The 18,395-nt window shown below is 50.4% G+C and carries 21 protein-coding genes and 1 tRNA gene; 15 read left to right on the top strand and 7 right to left on the bottom strand.

The annotated features are described in order from the left end of the window. Both ACYVJG_RS02810 and ACYVJG_RS02805 read left to right on the top strand, forming a co-directional pair. A tRNA-Ser gene (locus tag ACYVJG_RS02810) sits at positions 1-90 on the top strand. Positions 91-266: 176 nt separating this feature from the next. Beyond that, the gene (locus ACYVJG_RS02805; protein WP_460429676.1) at positions 267-1,502 is read left to right on the top strand and encodes a tyrosine-type recombinase/integrase; all 1,236 of its coding nucleotides are present in this window, start codon (positions 267-269) and stop codon (positions 1,500-1,502) included. 106 nt (positions 1,503-1,608) lie between these two features. Here the strand turns inward: ACYVJG_RS02805 and ACYVJG_RS02800 are convergent, their stop codons facing one another. The 7 genes from ACYVJG_RS02800 to ACYVJG_RS02770 all read right to left on the bottom strand — a co-directional run bounded on the left by ACYVJG_RS02800 (position 1,609) and on the right by ACYVJG_RS02770 (position 7,581). Next, positions 1,609-1,797: a hypothetical protein gene (locus ACYVJG_RS02800; RefSeq protein WP_460429675.1), complete on the bottom strand. Its 189-nt coding sequence runs from the start codon at positions 1,795-1,797 to the stop codon at positions 1,609-1,611. Between the two features lie 489 nt (positions 1,798-2,286). Continuing rightward, the gene (locus tag ACYVJG_RS02795; RefSeq protein ID WP_460429674.1) at positions 2,287-2,940 is read right to left on the bottom strand and encodes a DUF551 domain-containing protein; all 654 of its coding nucleotides are present in this window, start codon (positions 2,938-2,940) and stop codon (positions 2,287-2,289) included. Between the two features lie 114 nt (positions 2,941-3,054). Next, positions 3,055-4,035 (bottom strand): recombinase RecT, encoded by a 981-nt coding sequence (locus tag ACYVJG_RS02790; protein WP_460429673.1) that lies wholly within the window; start codon positions 4,033-4,035, stop codon positions 3,055-3,057. 15 nt (positions 4,036-4,050) lie between these two features. Further along, positions 4,051-5,058 (bottom strand): YqaJ viral recombinase family nuclease, encoded by a 1,008-nt coding sequence (locus ACYVJG_RS02785; RefSeq protein WP_460429672.1) that lies wholly within the window; start codon positions 5,056-5,058, stop codon positions 4,051-4,053. A gap of 42 nt (positions 5,059-5,100) precedes the next feature. Continuing rightward, positions 5,101-5,265, bottom strand: coding sequence for a hypothetical protein (locus tag ACYVJG_RS02780; protein ID WP_460429671.1), 165 nt, complete (start codon positions 5,263-5,265; stop codon positions 5,101-5,103). Positions 5,266-5,322: 57 nt separating this feature from the next. After that, entirely contained in the window at positions 5,323-5,571 is a 249-nt protein-coding gene (locus ACYVJG_RS02775; protein ID WP_460429670.1) for a hypothetical protein, read from the bottom strand. 1,527 nt (positions 5,572-7,098) lie between these two features. After that, entirely contained in the window at positions 7,099-7,581 is a 483-nt protein-coding gene (locus tag ACYVJG_RS02770; protein WP_460429669.1) for a helix-turn-helix domain-containing protein, read from the bottom strand. 320 nt (positions 7,582-7,901) lie between these two features. Between ACYVJG_RS02770 and ACYVJG_RS02765 the strand changes: the two genes are divergently transcribed. The 13 genes from ACYVJG_RS02765 (at position 7,902) to ACYVJG_RS02705 (ending at position 18,386) form a co-directional block, all read left to right on the top strand. Next, positions 7,902-8,117 carry a hypothetical protein gene (locus ACYVJG_RS02765; RefSeq protein WP_460429668.1) on the top strand — a complete coding sequence of 72 codons (216 nt, stop codon included), beginning with the start codon at positions 7,902-7,904 and terminating at the stop codon, positions 8,115-8,117. 21 nt (positions 8,118-8,138) lie between these two features. Continuing rightward, the gene (locus tag ACYVJG_RS02760) at positions 8,139-9,116 is read left to right on the top strand and encodes a hypothetical protein (RefSeq protein WP_460429667.1); all 978 of its coding nucleotides are present in this window, start codon (positions 8,139-8,141) and stop codon (positions 9,114-9,116) included. Then, complete coding sequence (locus tag ACYVJG_RS02755; protein ID WP_460429666.1) at positions 9,085-9,702, top strand: hypothetical protein; 618 nt, start codon at positions 9,085-9,087, stop codon at positions 9,700-9,702. Before ACYVJG_RS02760 ends, ACYVJG_RS02755 begins: the two co-directional genes overlap by 32 nt. Further along, a complete protein-coding gene (locus ACYVJG_RS02750) occupies positions 9,702-10,043 on the top strand; it encodes a DUF1064 domain-containing protein (RefSeq protein WP_460429665.1) in 342 nt (113 codons plus the stop codon). The genes ACYVJG_RS02755 and ACYVJG_RS02750 overlap by 1 nt, the downstream gene beginning before the upstream one ends. Beyond that, positions 10,043-10,528 (top strand): hypothetical protein, encoded by a 486-nt coding sequence (locus tag ACYVJG_RS02745; protein WP_460429664.1) that lies wholly within the window; start codon positions 10,043-10,045, stop codon positions 10,526-10,528. Before ACYVJG_RS02750 ends, ACYVJG_RS02745 begins: the two co-directional genes overlap by 1 nt. A 224-nt stretch (positions 10,529-10,752) precedes the next feature. Beyond that, complete coding sequence (locus ACYVJG_RS02740; protein WP_460429663.1) at positions 10,753-11,997, top strand: hypothetical protein; 1,245 nt, start codon at positions 10,753-10,755, stop codon at positions 11,995-11,997. Between the two features lie 91 nt (positions 11,998-12,088). Next, entirely contained in the window at positions 12,089-12,454 is a 366-nt protein-coding gene (locus ACYVJG_RS02735; RefSeq protein ID WP_460429662.1) for a hypothetical protein, read from the top strand. Further along, on the top strand, positions 12,441-13,712 hold the full coding sequence (locus ACYVJG_RS02730) for a terminase large subunit domain-containing protein (protein WP_460429661.1): 1,272 nt from the start codon (positions 12,441-12,443) through the stop codon (positions 13,710-13,712). Before ACYVJG_RS02735 ends, ACYVJG_RS02730 begins: the two co-directional genes overlap by 14 nt. A gap of 1 nt (position 13,713) precedes the next feature. Continuing rightward, positions 13,714-15,786: a portal protein gene (locus ACYVJG_RS02725; RefSeq protein WP_460429660.1), complete on the top strand. Its 2,073-nt coding sequence runs from the start codon at positions 13,714-13,716 to the stop codon at positions 15,784-15,786. Next, entirely contained in the window at positions 15,783-16,004 is a 222-nt protein-coding gene (locus tag ACYVJG_RS02720) for a hypothetical protein (RefSeq protein WP_460429659.1), read from the top strand. Before ACYVJG_RS02725 ends, ACYVJG_RS02720 begins: the two co-directional genes overlap by 4 nt. A gap of 44 nt (positions 16,005-16,048) precedes the next feature. After that, positions 16,049-16,426, top strand: a complete 378-nt coding sequence (locus ACYVJG_RS02715) for a Gp49 family protein (RefSeq protein WP_460429658.1) — start codon at positions 16,049-16,051, stop codon at positions 16,424-16,426. A gap of 87 nt (positions 16,427-16,513) precedes the next feature. Then, the gene (locus ACYVJG_RS02710) at positions 16,514-17,377 is read left to right on the top strand and encodes a hypothetical protein (protein ID WP_460429657.1); all 864 of its coding nucleotides are present in this window, start codon (positions 16,514-16,516) and stop codon (positions 17,375-17,377) included. A gap of 16 nt (positions 17,378-17,393) precedes the next feature. Continuing rightward, positions 17,394-18,386, top strand: a complete 993-nt coding sequence (locus tag ACYVJG_RS02705; RefSeq protein WP_460429656.1) for a N4-gp56 family major capsid protein — start codon at positions 17,394-17,396, stop codon at positions 18,384-18,386. The last annotated feature ends 9 nt before the right edge of the window (positions 18,387-18,395 follow it).

Below are 18,395 nucleotides of genomic sequence, written 5' to 3'. Positions count from 1 at the left end.
GGAAGTGTGGCAGAGCGGTTTAATGCAACGGTCTTGAAAACCGTCGAGGGTTTACGCCCTCCGTGAGTTCGAATCTCACCACTTCCGCCACTCAGCCTCAACGAAGGCGTGAAGTAAGCAACACACCACAACAGCAAACCCTGTAAAATCATGGCTTTGCTGTTTTTTTTTGCCTACAAGGACAACAATCTACAACCGTGCGCAACAGAGGCACTCAGCACAGTTGTAGGCATTTTTGTAGGCATCTTAAAAAACGGGGGTGTAGGATGCCTACAAAATCGCTGACAGACGCTCGCTGCAAGGCTTTCAGACCATCGGCCGATAAAGATCAGAAGGTCTTTGATGGGGGTGGTTTGTTCCTGTTTATCTCAAAAACAGGGAGCAAAATTTGGCGCATGGCGTATCGTTTTAACAACAAGCCAAAAACTATCAGCTTTGGTTCTTATCCAGAAATTTCTCTCTCTCTTGCTCGACAACACCGAGACTCTGTCAAGGCTATGATCGCTAATGGGATCGATCCTATGGCCGCTCGACAAGCGGCACCGAAGAAGGTGGTAACTTTTCGGGAGGCTTACACACGATATTGGGATGGGCGGCATGATGTGTCTGATGGTTATAAGACAAATGCGCTTAGAGGGCTTGAGATGCATTTACGGGCGTTGTGCGAAAAGGATGTTGGATCGATCTCACGTCAGGATTTGATGGCAGAGCTGAACAGGATGAATGAGGCTGGCCTGTTTGTGTATGTACGTCGGGTGAGGATGTGGGCAGGGCAGGTTTTTGATTGGGCGGCCGAACAGGGATTGATGGAGTCTAACCCTGCAGCGATGATTGACCCGCGCAAAGCATTTGGTAAAGCAAAGAGCCGGAGTTTTGCCGCACTTGAGTTAAGTGATGTCCCTGCCTTTATGCAGCGTTTGTCTCTTGAAACACCGACTTTGCAGAGTGTGTTGGCTTGCCGGATGTTGGCTTATACGTGGGTACGCACTAATGAGCTGCGGATGATGCGTTGGGATGAGATAGATTTGGATGAGGGTATCTGGTTGATACCAGCGGGAAAGATGAAACGGGCACGGGATCATATTGTGCCGTTGCCTAAACAGGCAGTTGAGATCTTGCGGCACATGAAGATGAGGTGTCGTGGTAGTGTTTATGTGTGGCCGAATGAGCACACGATCACACGTCCGATGTCGGAGAATGCGGTTTTGTATTTGATTCGTCGCATTGGTTTTGGTGGGGTCATGACTGGCCACGGCTGGCGGTCCGTCGGCAGTACGTGGGCGAATGAGCAAGGCTACAATCCCGATGCAATTGAGATGCAGCTTGCTCACACGCCAACGAATAAGACTCGTGCTGTTTATAATCGAGCAAGATATTTGGACGTGCGCCGCGAGATGTTGCAGGCGCACGCGGATTGGTTGGATTTATGCACGGCACGGTGGAATATTGATACCCGCTTTGTGCAGCGTCGAAGTACGCCAGCCTTGGATTTTGAGGCTTAAGTCAATGTCCGGAGGTGGTACTTTGCCATCTCTGATCCAGCGGCGTACTGTGTTTGTTGTGACTCCCATTTTTTTGGTGAAGTCTGTCCGCCAGATGATTTCATCGTCACTTGTAAGCATGGATTTTCCTTTTTGTGGGTTGAACGGTGATGCTGACATCTCCTGAGGTTTCAGGCATCGCAAGTGCCTGCTTGCTGGCATCCGCTGATGTTTCGGCAAATATGGTTTTGGTGATGTAGCGGACGCGGTTTGCGATTGGGCAATGTTTTTGGATTTTTACCTCATACTGTTGCATGGTCGAATTCCCCAGGTTCGAGTAGGACTCCCGCAATTGATTGGGTAAGAATCTCTGTTGCACTGATTGTTTTGCTGTTAAGAGGGGCTAGGCTGGCGAATAGGTGTCCGGTTGGGTATTGGTCAACGATGACACCTAATCGGCCAGCGTGATGGCCCTTTTTAACGCGGATTTTTTGTAGTAATTCTTTGCACATTATTTTTTCCAAAAAAAATCCCCGCGCTTGGCGGGGTTGGTTAAATTGCTTTGCTATTTTTTGCCTGCGTTAAAACGAATCCTTATGAGCGTCCCATCCGCTGCCCTCCCAGTCACCTGCGTCCAAGTCTTGGGCGCTACCGTTTTCGCTGAGGCGGTATCCATGCCGGTCCAGTCTCTTCTCCCTGACATGAGCGGCATGACTCTTGCAGCACGCCTTTGCCCATCCTCGCCGCACATCAGCAGGCTTGGCCATGAACTTTTTGCCACACCAGCAGACCCTTTCAACCAGCGTCATACTGCACCGCCTTTCTGCTCAGCCGCTGGTTCTAGTAGCGGCCTCCAGTGGGTGACTTTTCTGCCGTTGCTAGGCGAGCACCAATCATTAACTTGGTAGGCATCGATTTCCACAAACCGCTCGCCATCTTCTTCTACGGTTACAAGGACTTGAAGGAATCGCTCTGGCAGTCGGTCTAGCACGGAAATCCAGCCGTCGTTGTGGTTTGGTGATTCACCACCTTTCACGCTGGCGATGACCGCTTTCAGTCGTGGCAGCAGATTCACCCCTAACTCGCCGCATTCCGCGCGCAACTCAAGGCTTTCAATCACCTCTTCGAGCGCCTCTAGGTATTCGATTGCCTCTTCGAGCGCCGTCCGCAGTTCGTTCCGCTGCTTTAGCACCGCGTTGTAATCATTCGCAAGCTCGATGATTGGTTTGTTATCTTCGAGGTTTTCGGTGCTGATACCAACACATGAATTTACACATGCCACGATGCGGCGTGCATTGGCTTCAAAATTGCCTGAAGCCAACCCAACCTCCGCAATATGGCAGCCCCACTCCTCAGGCCCAATCCGACCATCCTTTAGCTGGCACTCGGCAAAAATAGTGAAGGCCTTATTGTCACCATCTTGTTGGCACAGTACCCACGGTTCTTTTGTATGACTCATTTGTGATTGCCTTAATTCTTAAATTATTTTTTCAGAATCAGAATAACCAAAAACATAAAGCCCGCTGATTGCGGGCTTTGTGTTTGATTTAGTGGTTTGTAAGTCTGTTAAAACTTACGCTTCTGTATCTGTGAATCGGAAGTCTTCCGCTACTTTTTCTAGCAGTTGCTGATTTTCTGGTGTTAGTGCTGCACGACCACGAGCTAAGACCTGTTCGATTTGCTCGTTGTTGGTAGCGTAAGAGATTTCGGCTGCCAAGTTGTCGAGCGATTCGGGTTTTTCTAGTGTTTGTGATGGCATGTCGTTTCCAACAACATCATTAAGCTGCTTTTGGCGCCGTTTGAATGCTGCTCTTGCTGTGGGGCGATCATCTGGCGCCAACTTGGGACATACGTTCTCACCTACTGCGGTTAGTTCTTCCTGATTCTGAGCCTCCTCAATCTTTTTCAGCGCATCTTCTAGCGACACTGTCTCTATCTTGGCGAGAGCTGCGCGCACGTTATTTGCGCGGCCTTTCTTTGGGGGCAATGGCGTGGATGTCTCTTGGCTTTCCGCTGTGATGTCTTTCTCTGGCGGCTCGTCATGGGCGATTTCTGCGACATGCACCCCGCGCAGCACGTCGGGGAAGACGTCACGCAAAGCAAAGGCACGGGCGCGCATCTGCATCATGCGTTTTGGGTTTTGTTGCCAAGGGCCTTGCTTACCAAGCAGTCCGGCCCGTTTTGCATCTTCAGTTGTAAACTCCCGCACCGCCTCATCTTCTCCTTTGCGCTTCACCCTGCAAACGCACCCGTCTGGTGTGGGATCCTCCTTGATGTACTCCAATAGGCCAGAACCGCGCACGATGGCCAGCATGGCGTCACCCCAGATGCTGGGACGACCATTGATGACGGCAATATTTTGCATGGCCTGCAGCGGCTGCAAGCCGATCTCCATCCCCCACTGCATCGCAATGATGCAGTTTGCCGGATTGCCCTGGTAATCTTTCGGCACCATGCTGCTCTTTGAGAGCATGTCGGCAAAGCGAATCGCCTCATCGAGACTTTGCGGCGACAGCGAAAAGCCGCCTTTTTGTTGGGTTGTGATATTGCTCATGCTAAAACTCCTTGATTATGCGCACAGACGCAACACTCGTGCGCCTGCTTTGGTTTTGGTATGTTTTTCAACCACGGCTTGTACCGCTTCGGCGCCGAATTTCTCGGCCAGTTCGGCCAGCGCCGCTTTGCTGTCCACTGCCAAAGCTGGCTTGTTGCTCTTCCAGGTTGCAATCTTTTCGCCCATAAAAGTGATTACCTCGGCATCTTCGAATGCCGCACAAATCACGTCCCTCAGTTCAGCTTCTTGATACTCAAGCACTTTAATTTCTTGCTTGATTTGCACGAGACGTTCGACAGCATCAGAGACTTGGTAATCGACAATGATTGACTTGCCGCTACTGCTAGACGGCCATCGCCATAGCGCATCTGCCTCGCTTCTCGGGGGTGGCGGGGTGTCTGCTACCACATACTTTTTCCACCACTGATCCACCTTTTCCAGTAGCGGCTCGAAAACGTCCGGCTGGTATTCGATTGTGTACGTCACAAACTTTTGCCCACCAAAAAGCACGGCAAGGTCTGCCGTGGGGAGTTTTGTGATGCCCATATACCACATGCACTGCAGCCAGTAGGATTCTGGCACTTCGTCTGTGCCTGGCTCCCCCCACCCATCACCACGCGCCGCTAATGCGTGCGCAGTTTTGACCTCAAGCACTTTTTCCGCCCCCAGCACTTTGCCCACCGCCGGATCCCATCGCCCCCGCTTGCCATCCTCCAGGACGACGCGATCTAGGTTTGCCATTGCGATATGGCACTCTGGATGGTGGAGGATTTGGTTGATACGCTGCACCTTTTTCCCGCTTTGCTGTGCGTAGTGTTTTGCAACCACGTCCTCAAGTGTGTTTCCCCAGTGCATCCGCTCTTCGGCGTCGGCACTTTGTTGCTGTACCAGTCTCCCTGTTTTTTCCATCCACAGTTCTTGCTGTGTTTTGAATTTCGAGAGCCCCAAAATTGCCGCCACATCACTGCCACCAATACCTTGGCGACGCAGTGCGAGCCATTCTTCTCGAGAAGTTGCTGTCATTTCGACTCCTTGAAATAAAAAACCCGCCAGTGGCGGGTTGGGTTAGATGGCTGCTTCGCGCAGCTCTTTTAGGTATTGGATTTGCAGTCTGACATGCTGCTTTTTGGGGTCTGGCTGCTGCACAATTGCGCTGCCTTTTTTCCAAGATGAGATTTCTGCTGCATGTAAACGCTGTTCTACTCGGTTTCTGATGGCTTTTTTTGCCATGTTTTTCTCCTGTTGTAACAACCCGTTCATGCCCTCAGTAAGGGCATGCACTGGTAGTCACACAAGTTCCAGTAACAGCATTTCGTCGGCCGCATTTTCTGCCAAAGATTCGAGGTTTCTTTCTTTCCAGTCCTTAACGAGCTGAACAGTTAGTGCATCGATAAAAGACGCACTAAGCAAGTCGCAGTCAATGCCGTTGACGGAATGGATGCCGACTTCGTCATCGTCAACACACCATTCGACGGTGTAGGTTTGTGGGCCGAGGCACGTTGCTTTGATTGTTACGCTTTCAGTTCCGGTTATCATTGTTTTGCCCCTTTGCAAAAGCGGTGTTTAGTGCGGTGGCGACTTTTTCGGCCGCCACGCTGGTACCAAAAAAGAGAGCCGCGAAAATTGCGGCTCCGATGACGTTTTTTAATTTCACATGGTTCCCTTTCTAGTTTTTTATCATTCAAAAACCAATTAAAAACCCCATTTGACTGAAATTTGACCAAAAAAAAGACCAGCACGAGGCCGGTCTGTTGAGTGAGAGGAGAAAAATTGAGCTACCGCTTGGCACACCAGACAGGATGAACCTGCTACTGGCCCTAGTGTTGGTGACCCCCGCTTTTACGGGGGTCATGTTGATCTGCACCAAAATCGCTACCTGCTTCTCGGGACTTCGCCCCATACGGGGTAATTGTCAGTAGCGACGGAGCCTCTTGATTGCTTGGCTTTTGGCCTCGCCTGCCCATTTGCCTTTCGGCCTCCGAGTGCTTTCTCAACACGGCGCAGCACTGCGGCAATGCTGCTGCGTGTTGGTAGCCGCTTACGGCGGCTGGTCGGCTCTGCGTCATGTCCTTGGCGAGCAGCCTGTGATTACACCGCATGACAGGGGGCAAGATCGGTATCTGGTTCCCGCTTGCATCCACGCACCCTTTCGAGTGGCCAGATGGAAAAGTTAGTTGTGATTTTTTATGATCAGCACTGGCAGAGCCTAGCAATGGTTTGATTTTCGACATCTTTCGGATGAGTTGAAAAAAGCCAAGCTCTGCTAGTGCTGACACTCTTTCGAGTGTTGCACCATCTCTATGAGATTGTTTGTTGCACTGTGTTACCGAGCGCAATGATAGTTTAGCTACCGCCGCTTTGTTGCGTCGCCCGTCCCTGTTTTTTACTTGGTGCCCTCCAAGCGCCCCGTGCACGGGCGTTTTGTAGATTGTTAGAGATCAATGCTTCGTGTTAATTTGTGTTTAACACGCGTTGTGCTGTTGGACGAATAATCACATTTGTGATTTTCTTTGTCAACACATTTGTGATTTTTTGTGTTAAAAATTTTTTGAGTGGTGTTTATCTGTGGGACGTGAAAAGCTAGAAACGCTGGCTACAACGATTGATCAGGGGGCAGGTATGAAGACAGACAGTGTCAGTCCTATAGGAAGAATCAGACGCAAAAATTTTTCCGTGCTAGTTGATGCTCATAGGCTTGCCGTTGTTGTGCGACGAGCAGGAAAACCGGATAGACAAATCAAAGACATCATTGCTGGCCGAAAATCTTTTGGTGAAAAAATCGCTAGGGCAATTGAGGCTGCTTATGATTTTCTGCAGCAGACAGGGAATTGCTGTCTCGTTACCACAGTGCTGCATCAGAGACTCGTGCAGCTGTTGAGTCTCAATCGCTGTCCGCACTTCGGAAAGTGAAACGTGCCGACACAGAGTCGTCATGACCTAGTAGACAGAGGCACGCACTAAGCCATGACGATATAAGTAATAGGTTTGAGAAATCTGTAAGACAGTTAGGTAGTCTCACGAGTTGATTCGGAGTTCCATCTAACATAAGTTACATTGCCACTCTTATGCAGAACGGGCGTTTTGATTTACTTTCGTTTCAAGCCAACTTTTAGCTTGCTGGATGATTCCCGTTAAACTCAAAGCAATAAGCGGACTCAACCACCCTGATGATGCCCCCTCTTTGAACAGTATTGTCTTTATGACTTCTTGTTCTTCTGGAAGGGCGTTGCGATAAGCTTCGATGATTCTTTTTTCTTCATCTTCTGATGATGAAATGATGCAAAGGTTTGGTGGTGGATTTTCTTGCTCTTGGCTGATGGTTTCTACGACAGGAGCTTCTTTTTCCCCTTGTCCATATTGAAGCCACAAAGGGCGAACCTTTAAGGCTTTTGCTAGCTCAAGCAAGAATCGAGAACCATCATTCCGACCGCTTTCTATGTTTCCAATTCCTGATTGGGACTTCATCCCGACTGCTTTCGCAAGCGTCCCCTGAGTCATTCCCAATTCTGTGCGTCTAGCGCGGACGCGATCACCAAAAGTATCCATGTGTTTAGTTTAGGTCTTTTCAAGAACACAATTGTGTTTTTATGAGATCACGAAACGTGTTTACATAAATCACAAATGTGATTAAAATTATTGAATGGATTGGAAAAAAATCATCAATGACCTGCTACAGGCAGGTTTAACAAAGCAAGAGATCGCGAGAAAAGCCGCTATTAGCCTCTCGTTGATCAACTCAATTCTGTCGGGAGACCGTGGTAGGAGAATTTCTTGGCATGTCGGAAATGCTCTGTTGCTTCTGCATGTAAGGGTGGTTGACAAGACAGAAAACTTGGCTGTGCTGATCGCGAAGGAGTAACCGTTTCATGTGTCAAAGAATCCTTTTATCAAGACAGCTGCCTTTTGGCAGCAAGCGGACTGAGGAAGTGAAGTCTCGCATCACGACGCAAGCAAAAAACGATTTGCTGCGTGCTGCTGAGTTTCATGAGCTGACTGCAAGTGAGTTCGTTGCCGTTTTGATTAACCAGTACCTGTATGGATTTAACTCTAAGCTTTCTCGCGCAGGTAAGCGAGAGGATTGATGTGGCCACTTGGGGATTGAAATGAACGGTATTTATCTGTCTGCCGAGGAGCTGTCACTGCTTGCTGAGTGCAGTTTGGAGGCAATGCGGCTTTACGTATTGGGTTTGCGCCCGTGCATGGACATCAAGACCGGCACTGTGGGTCGTGAGTCGCGGGTAAGTATTAACGGATTAGGCACTGTAGTTGGCTTTTATCCAGCAAGAGGTAGCAAGCGCAAACCTTACTTGCCAAATCATCGCTCGATCAGATGCCAGCTTGATGAGCTAAACCGTGTCGGATTGACGGAGAGAGTTTCCACACCAGAAGAGCAAAAGAATCTCATGCTGGTGGTTGGATTATCAAAGGCAAAAACATCAGAAAACGCTTCATTTTGCCCAAAAGATGAACGTCAAATGAACGTCACGGGTTTTGATGCACATAAAAAACAACAAAAAAACCTTTCAAATCATGATGTTAAAGAGTTTTCGCAGCCTGCTTTTGAAGACATGAACGCTAGCCATGAGCGTCACATATCAGAGAGTCAGAGATATAAAAACAGAGATGATATTACCGCGCGAGGCAATTTTGCTGAGTCGGCGAAAACATCAGGGGTAGCTCGCCTCGCACAATTTGCCCGATTGCTGAAGACAGATGGCTGGAAAGATTCGGAGATCCAACGAGAACTTGAGTTCTTGAAGACGTTGGTTGATAGCGGTTTAACTCCGGAGTTGTTGCAAACCGGTTGCATGATGGCGCGGGAACGCAATGCAACTGCTGTTAGTTATGCCCTTAAGTGTGCGCGGACTGTGTTGTTGAAGGCACGGCAGTCATCTGCACAACCACAGAAACAAAACACAGCAGCACAAAGCAGCTCGGCCCGTGTAAGCCGTTTGAGTGTTGGTGGTAGAGCACAAGAGAAGTTTGATCCTATTGCTTTCGTGAATCGCGGCAGCAGTCATCGTAATAGCAACCATGTTGGAGTTTTTTATGGCACTCAGCAGATTGAATGTGTGGCTTGAACCACATCCAAAACTTGATGGTCTTGCACCGATTGATCACTTGTTCAATCGATTTGATGGGCTTTATCCGCATAAATTCCGCTCGGCTTTTGGGTGTGAGCAAGCGGTGGAGAATTGGCGGTTGGCGTGGGCTGAGGGGTTTGCTCAGGAGGGTTTGACGGTACAGGACGTGAAAACAGGTCTTGATGTTTGCCGCAAGAGATTCGCGTGGCCGCCAAGCTTCGCCGAGTTTCTGGTGGCATGTCGGCCAGTGCTTGAGCCTGAGGCAGCATTTTTTGAGGCGGTGACGCAGCTGCAGTTGCGAGATCGAGGCAAGGATACATGGTCTCATCCAGCTATTTTTTGGGCGGCAACAAAGATCGGGGCTTTTGACATGCGGAATGGTACTTGGGGAAGCATGAAGACGAGATGGACAGCGGCATTGGATGCTGAGATGCAGAAGGGATCTTGGCGGGAAATTCCACCGGCAGCGTTATCTTTACCTGCTCCTGGCAAACAGAGTGTGTCGGTTGCTGATTCGAAAAAGCGTATTAGCGAAGCGATGGCAATGTTGAAAGGTCGTTTTACCAATCGGGTTGCTGCGTGATGAATAAGTCTTTTGCACTGGGCCGTTTGAAAGCTGGTGTGATGAATAAAACGGAGCAGGCTTATGCAGCAGCGTTGGAGGCACAGAAAGTAGCTGGTGAGATTCTGTGGTACCGATTTGAGGGGGTAAAGCTGCGGCTGGCTGATGGATGTTTTTATTCGCCGGATTTTGCTGTGCTGCGTGGTGATGGTCAGATGGAGATGCATGAGGTGAAGGGATTTTGGACTGATGATGCTCGTGTGAAGATTAAGGTGGCAGCTGAGTTATATCCCTTCCGATTTCTGGCCGTGCGTGTTCGAACGAAAAAAGCCGGTGGTGGCTGGGATGTTGAGGAGTTCTGATGTTTTTCTCTGTGCTTGACTTGCTCGGTTGGTCTTTTCAGATGTTTGAGACGGAATCTGTGCAGATTAGCCCATATCATGAACGCACATCACCTGCCTTTGTTGGGATGTCCCAAGGTGAGTTGCGGTGTATGGCAGTTGATGTGCTTGCTAAGGTGGGCCGATTGCCTGCAGATGAGCAGGCGGTGTTGACTGCGTATTTTTTGGGGTCTGCGAAGTCAATTAAGCAGTCGGCACTGTTGGTGTTGCCAAAGGGCTGGCCAATGCCGTTAAAACTTGAGCTGGTGCGGAGGTGGTTGGGTAGAGGAATTAGGAGTCAGCAGTTGATGGCTGAGAGTTATCGTTTAAGCCAACAGACGATCTCACGCCGGATTGCTGATGCGTGTGAGCGTTTAAATGCCGTTTTACGGCGTGGTTGTGCTGTTCTTGAGTTGCAGCTTGCTGATTTGTTAAAACAGCGTTTGGTACACGCCGAGGTGTTGTAAAAACAGGGTGATTTTTCCTACTTTTTTGGCTTGTATTGGTTGCCAGACAACAGTTCAAGACTTTGGGATTTTTGTTGAATTAGTTTAGTCCAGAATGGCATATTTTTAATGTTAATTGACATGGTGTTGTGAGTAAAAATAGAATGAAAACATTAGCGTGGATAACTGCGCCATAAAGCCTTGAAGCTTCTGCTTCAGGGCTTTTTTCGTTTGGGAGCTAGTACATGGGTTTGCTTCGTTCTGGGATGGATAGTCTGGGCGACTGGTCTACTCGGGAGATTAAGACCCGAGGTGACTATGCTGAGTTTATGAATGAGATGGCGCAGAGGCTTGCTGCTGATGAGGCACGTGTTAATGCAGGGTGGTCTGATAGACGTCCGGCACCAAGGCTTGATGATGGGCTGCATGCTGCGATTGATCAGAAGTTAAAGGCTTCTGGGTTTGGGTCTGGTTTGGTGTATGTAACGGGTACTGAGGATTCGGCACCAACGCGTATTGATATTGCTGGGAGTGTTGCGCGTCTGAATTCGATGCCTGATGTGAAGTTTGATGGTCGGGCTGATGTGGATGTGTCTCGTGCTGATCGAGTTGCCGGGGGGGTTTATGGTGACGAGATGGTTAACCGGCGAGGTGGCTGGCGTGGTTGGCTTTCGCCAGAGATGCAGGACAAGATTATCCAGCAGTCTGTCCAAACGAATACGCCGATTGTGAACACACGCGGGATGCCTGCTGATGGTGTGGAGATTGGCGGGGTGAAGTGGGTCAGTATGCCGCTTGATGATGACGCAACGTATACACCGGGGCTCGAAAAGATGTTGCGCTATCACCCGCAATTTGGGTGGCTTGTGCCCGCTGGGTCATGGCGTTATCAGACTAAAAAAGATTGGTCGGATAAGTTGATGGATGGCTTGCAAGTCGCGGCAATGGGGTCTTTGGCAGCGATGACAGGCGGGGCATTGGCACCGGCAATTGGGAGTGCTACGGGTTCTGCTTTGGCTGGAAAGATGGCTGCTGGGGCGGTTGTGGGTGGTGGCATGCCGGCAATGGTGACTGGGAAGTTTGACCCGAAGAATGCACTGATTGGTGCGGCCACGGCTGGGCTGGGCTCGATGTCTCAGGCGGCGAATCTTGGTACAGCTGGGAAGGTAGCTGCAGGGGCTGCAGTTGGTGCTGTGCCCAGTTTGGTGCGATCCGGAAAGGTTGATCCGCTGGCGGCACTGGCTGGTGGGTTGGGCGGTTATTTGTCTTCCGATGCACGTTTTGCACCTTACCGGCAGTCGGCCCAATCGGTGGTGCGTGGCAATTCGTCGGGGATTGGACAGTTGGCAGGTCAGGTTTTGGCACGGGAGGTGTTACAGCTGCCACAGTATTCAACGATGTTTGGCCAGCTCGGCGGACTGATTTCGGGGGCAATGGGTAATGGTAAGAACATCTGGGAAGGTAAAAAAGGTAAAGAAGTCCGTAGGTAGGCAACCGATTTATCACTCTGATTTTGATGAGCAGGCCTATCGTTTGTGCTTGCTGGGTTTGACAGACGCCGAATTGGCGTCTTTTTTTTCGGTGTCTGAAACGACGATTAACAAGTGGAAGAAGGCACATCGATCTTTTGCCAATGCCTTGCGTCGGGGCAAGGTGATGGCGGATGGTGAGGTTGCTCAGGGTCTTTATGCTCGGGCAATTGGGTATGCACATGATGATGTGCATGTGTCGAGCTACCAAGGCTCTGTGACGCTGACGCCAATTGTGAAGTATTACCCGCCAGATACGGCAGCTGCAACGTTTTGGCTGAAAAATCGACAGCCGGACAAGTGGCGTGACAAGTTGCAGCAGGAGGTAACAGGGGCTGGGGGTGGCCCATTGGCGGTTTCTTGGGGAGGTATGCCGCCACGAGCAATTGATGAGGGTGGGCATAGTGGCAGCAATTGAGATGTTGTATGTGCCCCGTTCGCCTTTCCTGAGGTTCCACGCTCGGCGCGAACGTTGGACTGTGCTTGTGGCGCATCGTCGTGCCGGCAAGACAGTGGCAACAGTGAATGACTTACTAGCAGGTGCGATTTCGACGACCAAGCAGAATGCGTTGTATGCCTATATCGCCCCCTATCGAAAGCAAGCAAAAGATATTGCTTGGCGTTATTTGAAGGAGTTTGCAGCGCCGGTTATGGACGATAAGAGCGAATCTGAGCTCTTCGTTGAGTTGGTGAATGGGAATCGGGTCCGCCTGTTTGGGGCGGATAACGCTGAGGCAATGCGGGGTTTGTATTTTGATGGTGCTGTGTTGGATGAGTTTGGCGATTTTCGGCCAGGTGTGTTTGCCGAGGTGATTCGTCCGGCACTGTCTGATCGTAAGGGTTGGGCAGTGTTTGCTGGTACACCCAAGGGCCGTAATGACTTTTACAAAAGATACCAGCTTGCTCAAGCAACAGAGGGTTGGCTTGCTATCACGTTGCGAGCGTCTGAGACGGGGCTGATACCGAAAGACGAGCTGGATGATGCCCTGCGCAGTATGACACCAGATCAGTACCGGCAAGAGTATGAGTGCAGCTTTGAGGCTGCAGTGGCTGGGGCGTATTTCGCTGCAGATATTGATAGGGCTGTGGCAGAGGGCCGTGTAACACGGGTGCCGATTGAGCGTGGTATTCCAGTTAATACGGCGTGGGATCTTGGTATTTCAGACAGTACGGCTATTTGGTTTTATCAGAATTGTGGGCGTGAGGTTCGCGTCGTTGACTACTACGAGAGCAGTGGTGATGCATTAGATGATTATGCGCGGGTGCTGTTTGAGAAGGGGTATCTGTATGGTGACCACACTGGCCCTCACGATTTGCAAGTGCGCGAGCTTGGCACAGGTAAATCACGCATTGAGGTTGCTCAAAAGTTAGGGATTGATTTTCGGATTGCACCACAGATCGGGTTGCAAGATGGCATTCATGCAGTGCGTTTGTTTCTGGATCGATGTTGGTTTGATGCCGAGCGTTGTGCGACAGGCATTGAGGCGCTGAGGCATTACCGTAGGGACACGGACCGCAAAACCAAGGAGTTTAAAGCAAGGCCGTTGCACGATTGGTCTAGCCATGCGGCTGATGCATTCCGTTATCTGGTGGTGGGTCATCGTGATCCGATGGTGAAAAAGATTGTGCACGTCACGGCGGATTATCTGCCTGCTGATAGTTTTTCGGGATATTGATATGGGTGAAGATGAAAGCATGGTGCTTGAGGATGAGCAGGCACAGGCTAGGCGTCGTGATACGTTGCAGTTGTTTGGTGCTCGTCTGCAGTCGCTTGTTGATAATGCTGTTTCTGCAAAGTCTGATATTGAGACACGGTGGTTATCTGATATTCGGCAGTGGCGTGGTGAGTATGATCCGGAAACCATCAGTATGCTCAAGGCTCAGGGACGGTCTCAGGCTTTTGTGAATCTGACGCGAGTTAAGTGTAATGCCGCAGAATCGCGTTTGGCTGAGATGCTGATGCCGACCGATGATCGAAACTGGGATATCAGGCCAACGCCAATTCCTCAATCGGTTGTGGCTGAGGATGCGGCTGTGGCAGCGCAATTGATGCGGCAGAAGATGGCTGATGCCCTTGAGGAGTGTGATTACAACGCACAGTTGCGTGATGTGATCCATAACGCTGTGGTGTTAGGTACGGGCGTGCTTAAGGGCCCCGTGATTCGTAACCGCTTTGCGAAGCAGTGGCAGCGTGATGCTTCTGGAATTAGTCGCCTGACTTTTCGTGAAGATATTACGCCAGCGGCTGAATCAGTGAGCCCTTGGGATGTGTTTGTTGATACAGATGCAAGGGATATTCAAGAAGCAGAGTGGGTGATCGAACGGCATCGTATGACACGGCAGCAGTTGAGAGACTTAGCGCGTTTACCTGCTAGTGCTGGCTTTTTGTCTCATGCGATTGCTGAGCTGCTTGAGTCTGATGCGCGAAAGCGGCAGATGTCTGGCGAGGTTGATAATGCAAGATCAAGTGACAGTCGCGGAGATGGCCGGTTCGAGGTGTGGGAATACCACGGTGAAATTGCTCAGGAGGATTTGATTTCTGCTGGGGTGGAGATCGATGAGAACCCGTTGGATGTGTATCAGGGCATTGTCTGGTTCTGTCACGGTGTGGTGATTAAGGCGATTGTTAACCCGTTGGATACGGGGGAGAAACCCTATTCGTTTTTCGTGTGGGAAAAAGACGATTCGAGCCCGTTCGGCTTTGGTGTCCCTGCCATGTGTCGAGATAGTCAGCGTGTGTGTAATGCGGCGTGGCGGATGTTGCTTGATAACGCATCGATGTCTGTGATGCCTCAGGTTGTCGTTAATTCGGCGATTTTGTCACCGCGTGATGGGTCTTGGGTGTTGCGACCGGGTAAGGTATGGGAGTTGCAGCAGCAGAATGTGCCGGTCAATGCAGCGTTTGGCGTGTTCCCTGTTCAGTCTAATCTTGGTGAGTTGGTGAACTTGTTTTCGATGGCACAGCGTTTTGTGGATGATGAGACTGGCTTACCGCAGATTGCACAGGGGCAGCAGGGGCCAACGGTGACGAAAACGGCTCAAGGCATGGGCATTCTCATGAACTCGGCAAACACAGTGGTGCGGCGTTTGGTGCGGCAGTTCGATGAATGTATTACTCGGCCTTTTTTGATGCGGCTGTACGATTGGTTTATGCAGTTTGATGATGATGAGAGTGCAAAAGGGGATTGTGAAATTGTGCCCCTTGGATCGTCATCTCTACTGGTGCGAGAACAGCAAACCGATGGTTTGTTGAAGTTGTTGCAGTTGTCGCAGTCGAATCCGGTGTTGTCTGAGATTACAAAGGTGCAAGAGTTGTATCGTAAGCTTGTGCAATCGATGAATATCAATGCTGATGGTTTGATTTTGTCTGATGATGAGATTAAATCGATGCAGCAAAGCAAACAGTCAGGGCCACCACAACAGGATCCAAAGATTGCACTTGAGCAGCAGCGGTTGCAGTTGGAACAGCAGAAATTGCAATCGGCACAACAACAGCATCAAGTTGAGATGCAGATGAATGCGCAAAAACTTGCTGCGGATCAGCAGATTGCATCGCGTGAATTGGCATTGCGTGAAGCCGAGGCTGAGAGTAAGGCACAGATGGCACTGTTGAAAGTGCAAACTGATAGTGAATTGACTGCGGCTCAAATCGAAGCTGCGCGGCAGCAAACAGCAATGACCTTGGATAGTAAGCATCAGCTATTTAATGCTGAGGCGGCTTTGCGTATTGGGACAGGTGCGGGGATATGATGATGGTGATTGATCCGAATAGTGATGTCTGGCAGGCAATTGATCGGGAGCTCTGTGAATTGGAAGAGTTGGATATGAAGTCGTTGTTGTCTCCTGCGTTGGATGATCGGCACACGCAATTCGTTCGTGGTCGTCTGTCTTTGATGCGAGATATCCGCCGTTTGGTGTCGGATAAACCGCCGTCGGATTCAATTGAAGATCGTGGGATTTACGTATAAAGCCGCTTCTAATAAGTGGCTTTACTTTTTTCAGAGAGAAAGAAATGACTGACCGAGAACTCGAAAATGAAATCCAAGCCAAGGGCTTGACCGCACCACGCATCACCCCGGCTGACATTGAGGCTAACATTGCCAGCGAGCATTACTTCACTGCCCGAGAGGGTGCGTGGGCCTCTGGCGTTCAGACCGGAGTAGTCATGGAGAAGTTCGACATTCCTGCCGAACTGTCGCTTTTGACGTTCTGCGTGCTGGTGCTGCGCAACGGCTTCACTGTCACCGGCGAGTCGGCCTGTGTCAGCCCAGAAAACTTCGATGCCGAGATTGGCCGCAAGATTGCCCGCGAGAACGCCATTAACAAGGTTTGGCCTCTAATGGGTTATGCACTTCAGGAAAAATTATGTCATCAAGGTGAGAGTTTTTAACCAAATTTACGGATAGCGTAATTTTTGAACTGATATTGATTGCCCAGCAGAGAGTTTTGCTGGGCTTTTTCTTTGGTGGGAATCGATATGGATGATTTTGATGCTTCGTTTGCTGAGTTTTCTGGTGGTGATGATCAGCCGGCAGATGATTTAGCTGTTGATAGTGCGGGCGTACAACCGACTGAGGTGGCGGTTCAACCCGCTACTTCAGTGGAGAACATTGACGATAAGGCACAAGAGGAAAAGTTTAATGCGGCTTTGGCTGAGGTGCAGTTAAAGCAAGAACGTATGAATGCGATGCAAGGGGTGATTGCTCGGCCAGCGGTACAGCCTAGTGTGCCCCCAGTTGCATCCACCAACACGCCGTCTCACGGTAGCCCCACTCTAGCTACACCACCGGCTTTACCAATCGCGCAAAGTCAGGAGGGGGTTGTCCCTGTTGGGATGACACCTGAAGAGTGGGAACGGGTGAAGTTGGATTTGCCTGAAACGGCGAAGATTCTGATGAAAGCTCAGGAAGGGTTCCGTGATGCCTTGTTGCGGGATAGTGCGGCGATTGCTCAGCAGGCTGCTGATGAAGCAGCACAACGTGCCGCTATTCCAGCATTGCAGTTGCAGCAGGAGGAGTTGCGTAAGACACAGATTGCGGCGCTTGAGGCGGTGCATCCTGATTGGGTGCAAACAGTAAACACATCTGATTTCCGTCTGTGGCTATCCAGCCAGCCGCCACGTATCCAGTCAATCATTGAGAGTGATGATCCTCGCGAATCTGCTTGGTTGTTGACCCAGTTTAAGTCTCAGCATCAGGTCGCACGGGCAGCTGTCACGGATGAACGAAAACGGAAGTTGCAGTCTGGTACTGCGATTTCTACACGACGTCCGCCCCCTGTGGTGTCTGGGGTGCCGGATGATTTTGATGCGGCATTTAATTTTTACGCTTCCCGCGTTTGATCACTAAGGAGTATTTATGCCAACAACCACTTATGGTTCGATTAGCCAGCGCACCGCTGCTTGGGCGGCAGCAGATATGCTTGCTCATGCAGAGCCGATTCTTGTCCTTGAACGATTTGGACAAAGCAAGCCCGTTCCAGCGAACAAGTCGGAAGCAGTTAAGTTCCGGCGTCCAGTGCCGTTTGCGCCTGCGACTACGCCACTCACTGAAGGAGTTACGCCGGTTGCCAAGGCGATGGCGTATGAAGATGTGAATGTGCAGTTACAGCAGTATGGGGATTATGTTGAGATCACTGATAAGGTGCAGGATCTGGCAGAAGATCCGGTGCTGAAAGATGCCACGATGTTGTGTGGTGAACAAGCTGCAGAGACGTGTGAGCTGTTGTTGTGGGGTGTGCTGCGCGGTGGCACTAATGTGTTCTTTCAGAATGGCACCGCGCGTAATGCAGTGAATACACCTGTTTCGTTAAACAAGCTTCGTGCTGTCACGCGGATGTTGCATCGTATGCGTGCCAAACCTGTCACAAAAGCGTTGTCGGCAAGTCCGAATTACAAGACTGAGGCTGTGGCAGCAGCCTATATCTGTTTTGCCCACACGGATTGTGAAGCTGACTTGCGCAATTTGCCGAGTTTTACGCCGGTTGAACAATATGGCCAAGCTGTGAAGGCGTTCCCGCATGAAGTGGGTAAAGTTGAAAATATCCGCTTTATTTTATCGCCAGTGCTGTTGCCGTTTTTGGATGCGGGTGGTGCTAAGGGTGCGATGCGTTCGACTTCTGGCACGGCCGCTGATGTGTACCCCATGGTGATTGTTGGGGCCGATAGTTATGGGCTGGTGCCGCTTAAGGGAAAAAATGCCATTGAGCCTAAGGTTCTGCAACCTGGCCAGCCTCGCGGTGGTGATCCGCTGGGTCAACGCGGTTCCGTTGGCTGGAAAACTTGGTGGGCAGGTGCCAGATTGAACGAGGCTTGGATGGCACGACTTGAGGTTGCTGTCACTGAGCTGTGATGTTGTGAT

The organism is Aquaspirillum soli, from assembly GCF_054781915.1.
This window is presented reverse-complemented; position numbering and strand designations above follow the sequence as displayed.

Excerpts from the sequence above, each read along its gene's own strand:
- ACYVJG_RS02805 (WP_460429676.1), top strand. The coding sequence starts at position 267 with ATGCCTACAAAATCGCTGACAGACGCTCGCTGCAAGGCTTTCAGACCA.
- ACYVJG_RS02800 (WP_460429675.1), bottom strand. The coding sequence starts at position 1,797 with ATGCAACAGTATGAGGTAAAAATCCAAAAACATTGCCCAATCGCAAAC.
- ACYVJG_RS02795 (WP_460429674.1), bottom strand. The coding sequence starts at position 2,940 with ATGAGTCATACAAAAGAACCGTGGGTACTGTGCCAACAAGATGGTGAC.
- ACYVJG_RS02790 (WP_460429673.1), bottom strand. The coding sequence starts at position 4,035 with ATGAGCAATATCACAACCCAACAAAAAGGCGGCTTTTCGCTGTCGCCG.
- ACYVJG_RS02785 (WP_460429672.1), bottom strand. The coding sequence starts at position 5,058 with ATGACAGCAACTTCTCGAGAAGAATGGCTCGCACTGCGTCGCCAAGGT.
- ACYVJG_RS02780 (WP_460429671.1), bottom strand. The coding sequence starts at position 5,265 with ATGGCAAAAAAAGCCATCAGAAACCGAGTAGAACAGCGTTTACATGCA.
- ACYVJG_RS02775 (WP_460429670.1), bottom strand. The coding sequence starts at position 5,571 with ATGATAACCGGAACTGAAAGCGTAACAATCAAAGCAACGTGCCTCGGC.
- ACYVJG_RS02770 (WP_460429669.1), bottom strand. The coding sequence starts at position 7,581 with ATGGATACTTTTGGTGATCGCGTCCGCGCTAGACGCACAGAATTGGGA.
- ACYVJG_RS02765 (WP_460429668.1), top strand. The coding sequence starts at position 7,902 with ATGTGTCAAAGAATCCTTTTATCAAGACAGCTGCCTTTTGGCAGCAAG.
- ACYVJG_RS02760 (WP_460429667.1), top strand. The coding sequence starts at position 8,139 with ATGAACGGTATTTATCTGTCTGCCGAGGAGCTGTCACTGCTTGCTGAG.
- ACYVJG_RS02755 (WP_460429666.1), top strand. The coding sequence starts at position 9,085 with ATGGCACTCAGCAGATTGAATGTGTGGCTTGAACCACATCCAAAACTT.
- ACYVJG_RS02750 (WP_460429665.1), top strand. The coding sequence starts at position 9,702 with ATGAATAAGTCTTTTGCACTGGGCCGTTTGAAAGCTGGTGTGATGAAT.
- ACYVJG_RS02745 (WP_460429664.1), top strand. The coding sequence starts at position 10,043 with ATGTTTTTCTCTGTGCTTGACTTGCTCGGTTGGTCTTTTCAGATGTTT.
- ACYVJG_RS02740 (WP_460429663.1), top strand. The coding sequence starts at position 10,753 with ATGGGTTTGCTTCGTTCTGGGATGGATAGTCTGGGCGACTGGTCTACT.
- ACYVJG_RS02725 (WP_460429660.1), top strand. The coding sequence starts at position 13,714 with ATGGGTGAAGATGAAAGCATGGTGCTTGAGGATGAGCAGGCACAGGCT.
- ACYVJG_RS02720 (WP_460429659.1), top strand. The coding sequence starts at position 15,783 with ATGATGATGGTGATTGATCCGAATAGTGATGTCTGGCAGGCAATTGAT.
- ACYVJG_RS02715 (WP_460429658.1), top strand. The coding sequence starts at position 16,049 with ATGACTGACCGAGAACTCGAAAATGAAATCCAAGCCAAGGGCTTGACC.
- ACYVJG_RS02710 (WP_460429657.1), top strand. The coding sequence starts at position 16,514 with ATGGATGATTTTGATGCTTCGTTTGCTGAGTTTTCTGGTGGTGATGAT.
- ACYVJG_RS02705 (WP_460429656.1), top strand. The coding sequence starts at position 17,394 with ATGCCAACAACCACTTATGGTTCGATTAGCCAGCGCACCGCTGCTTGG.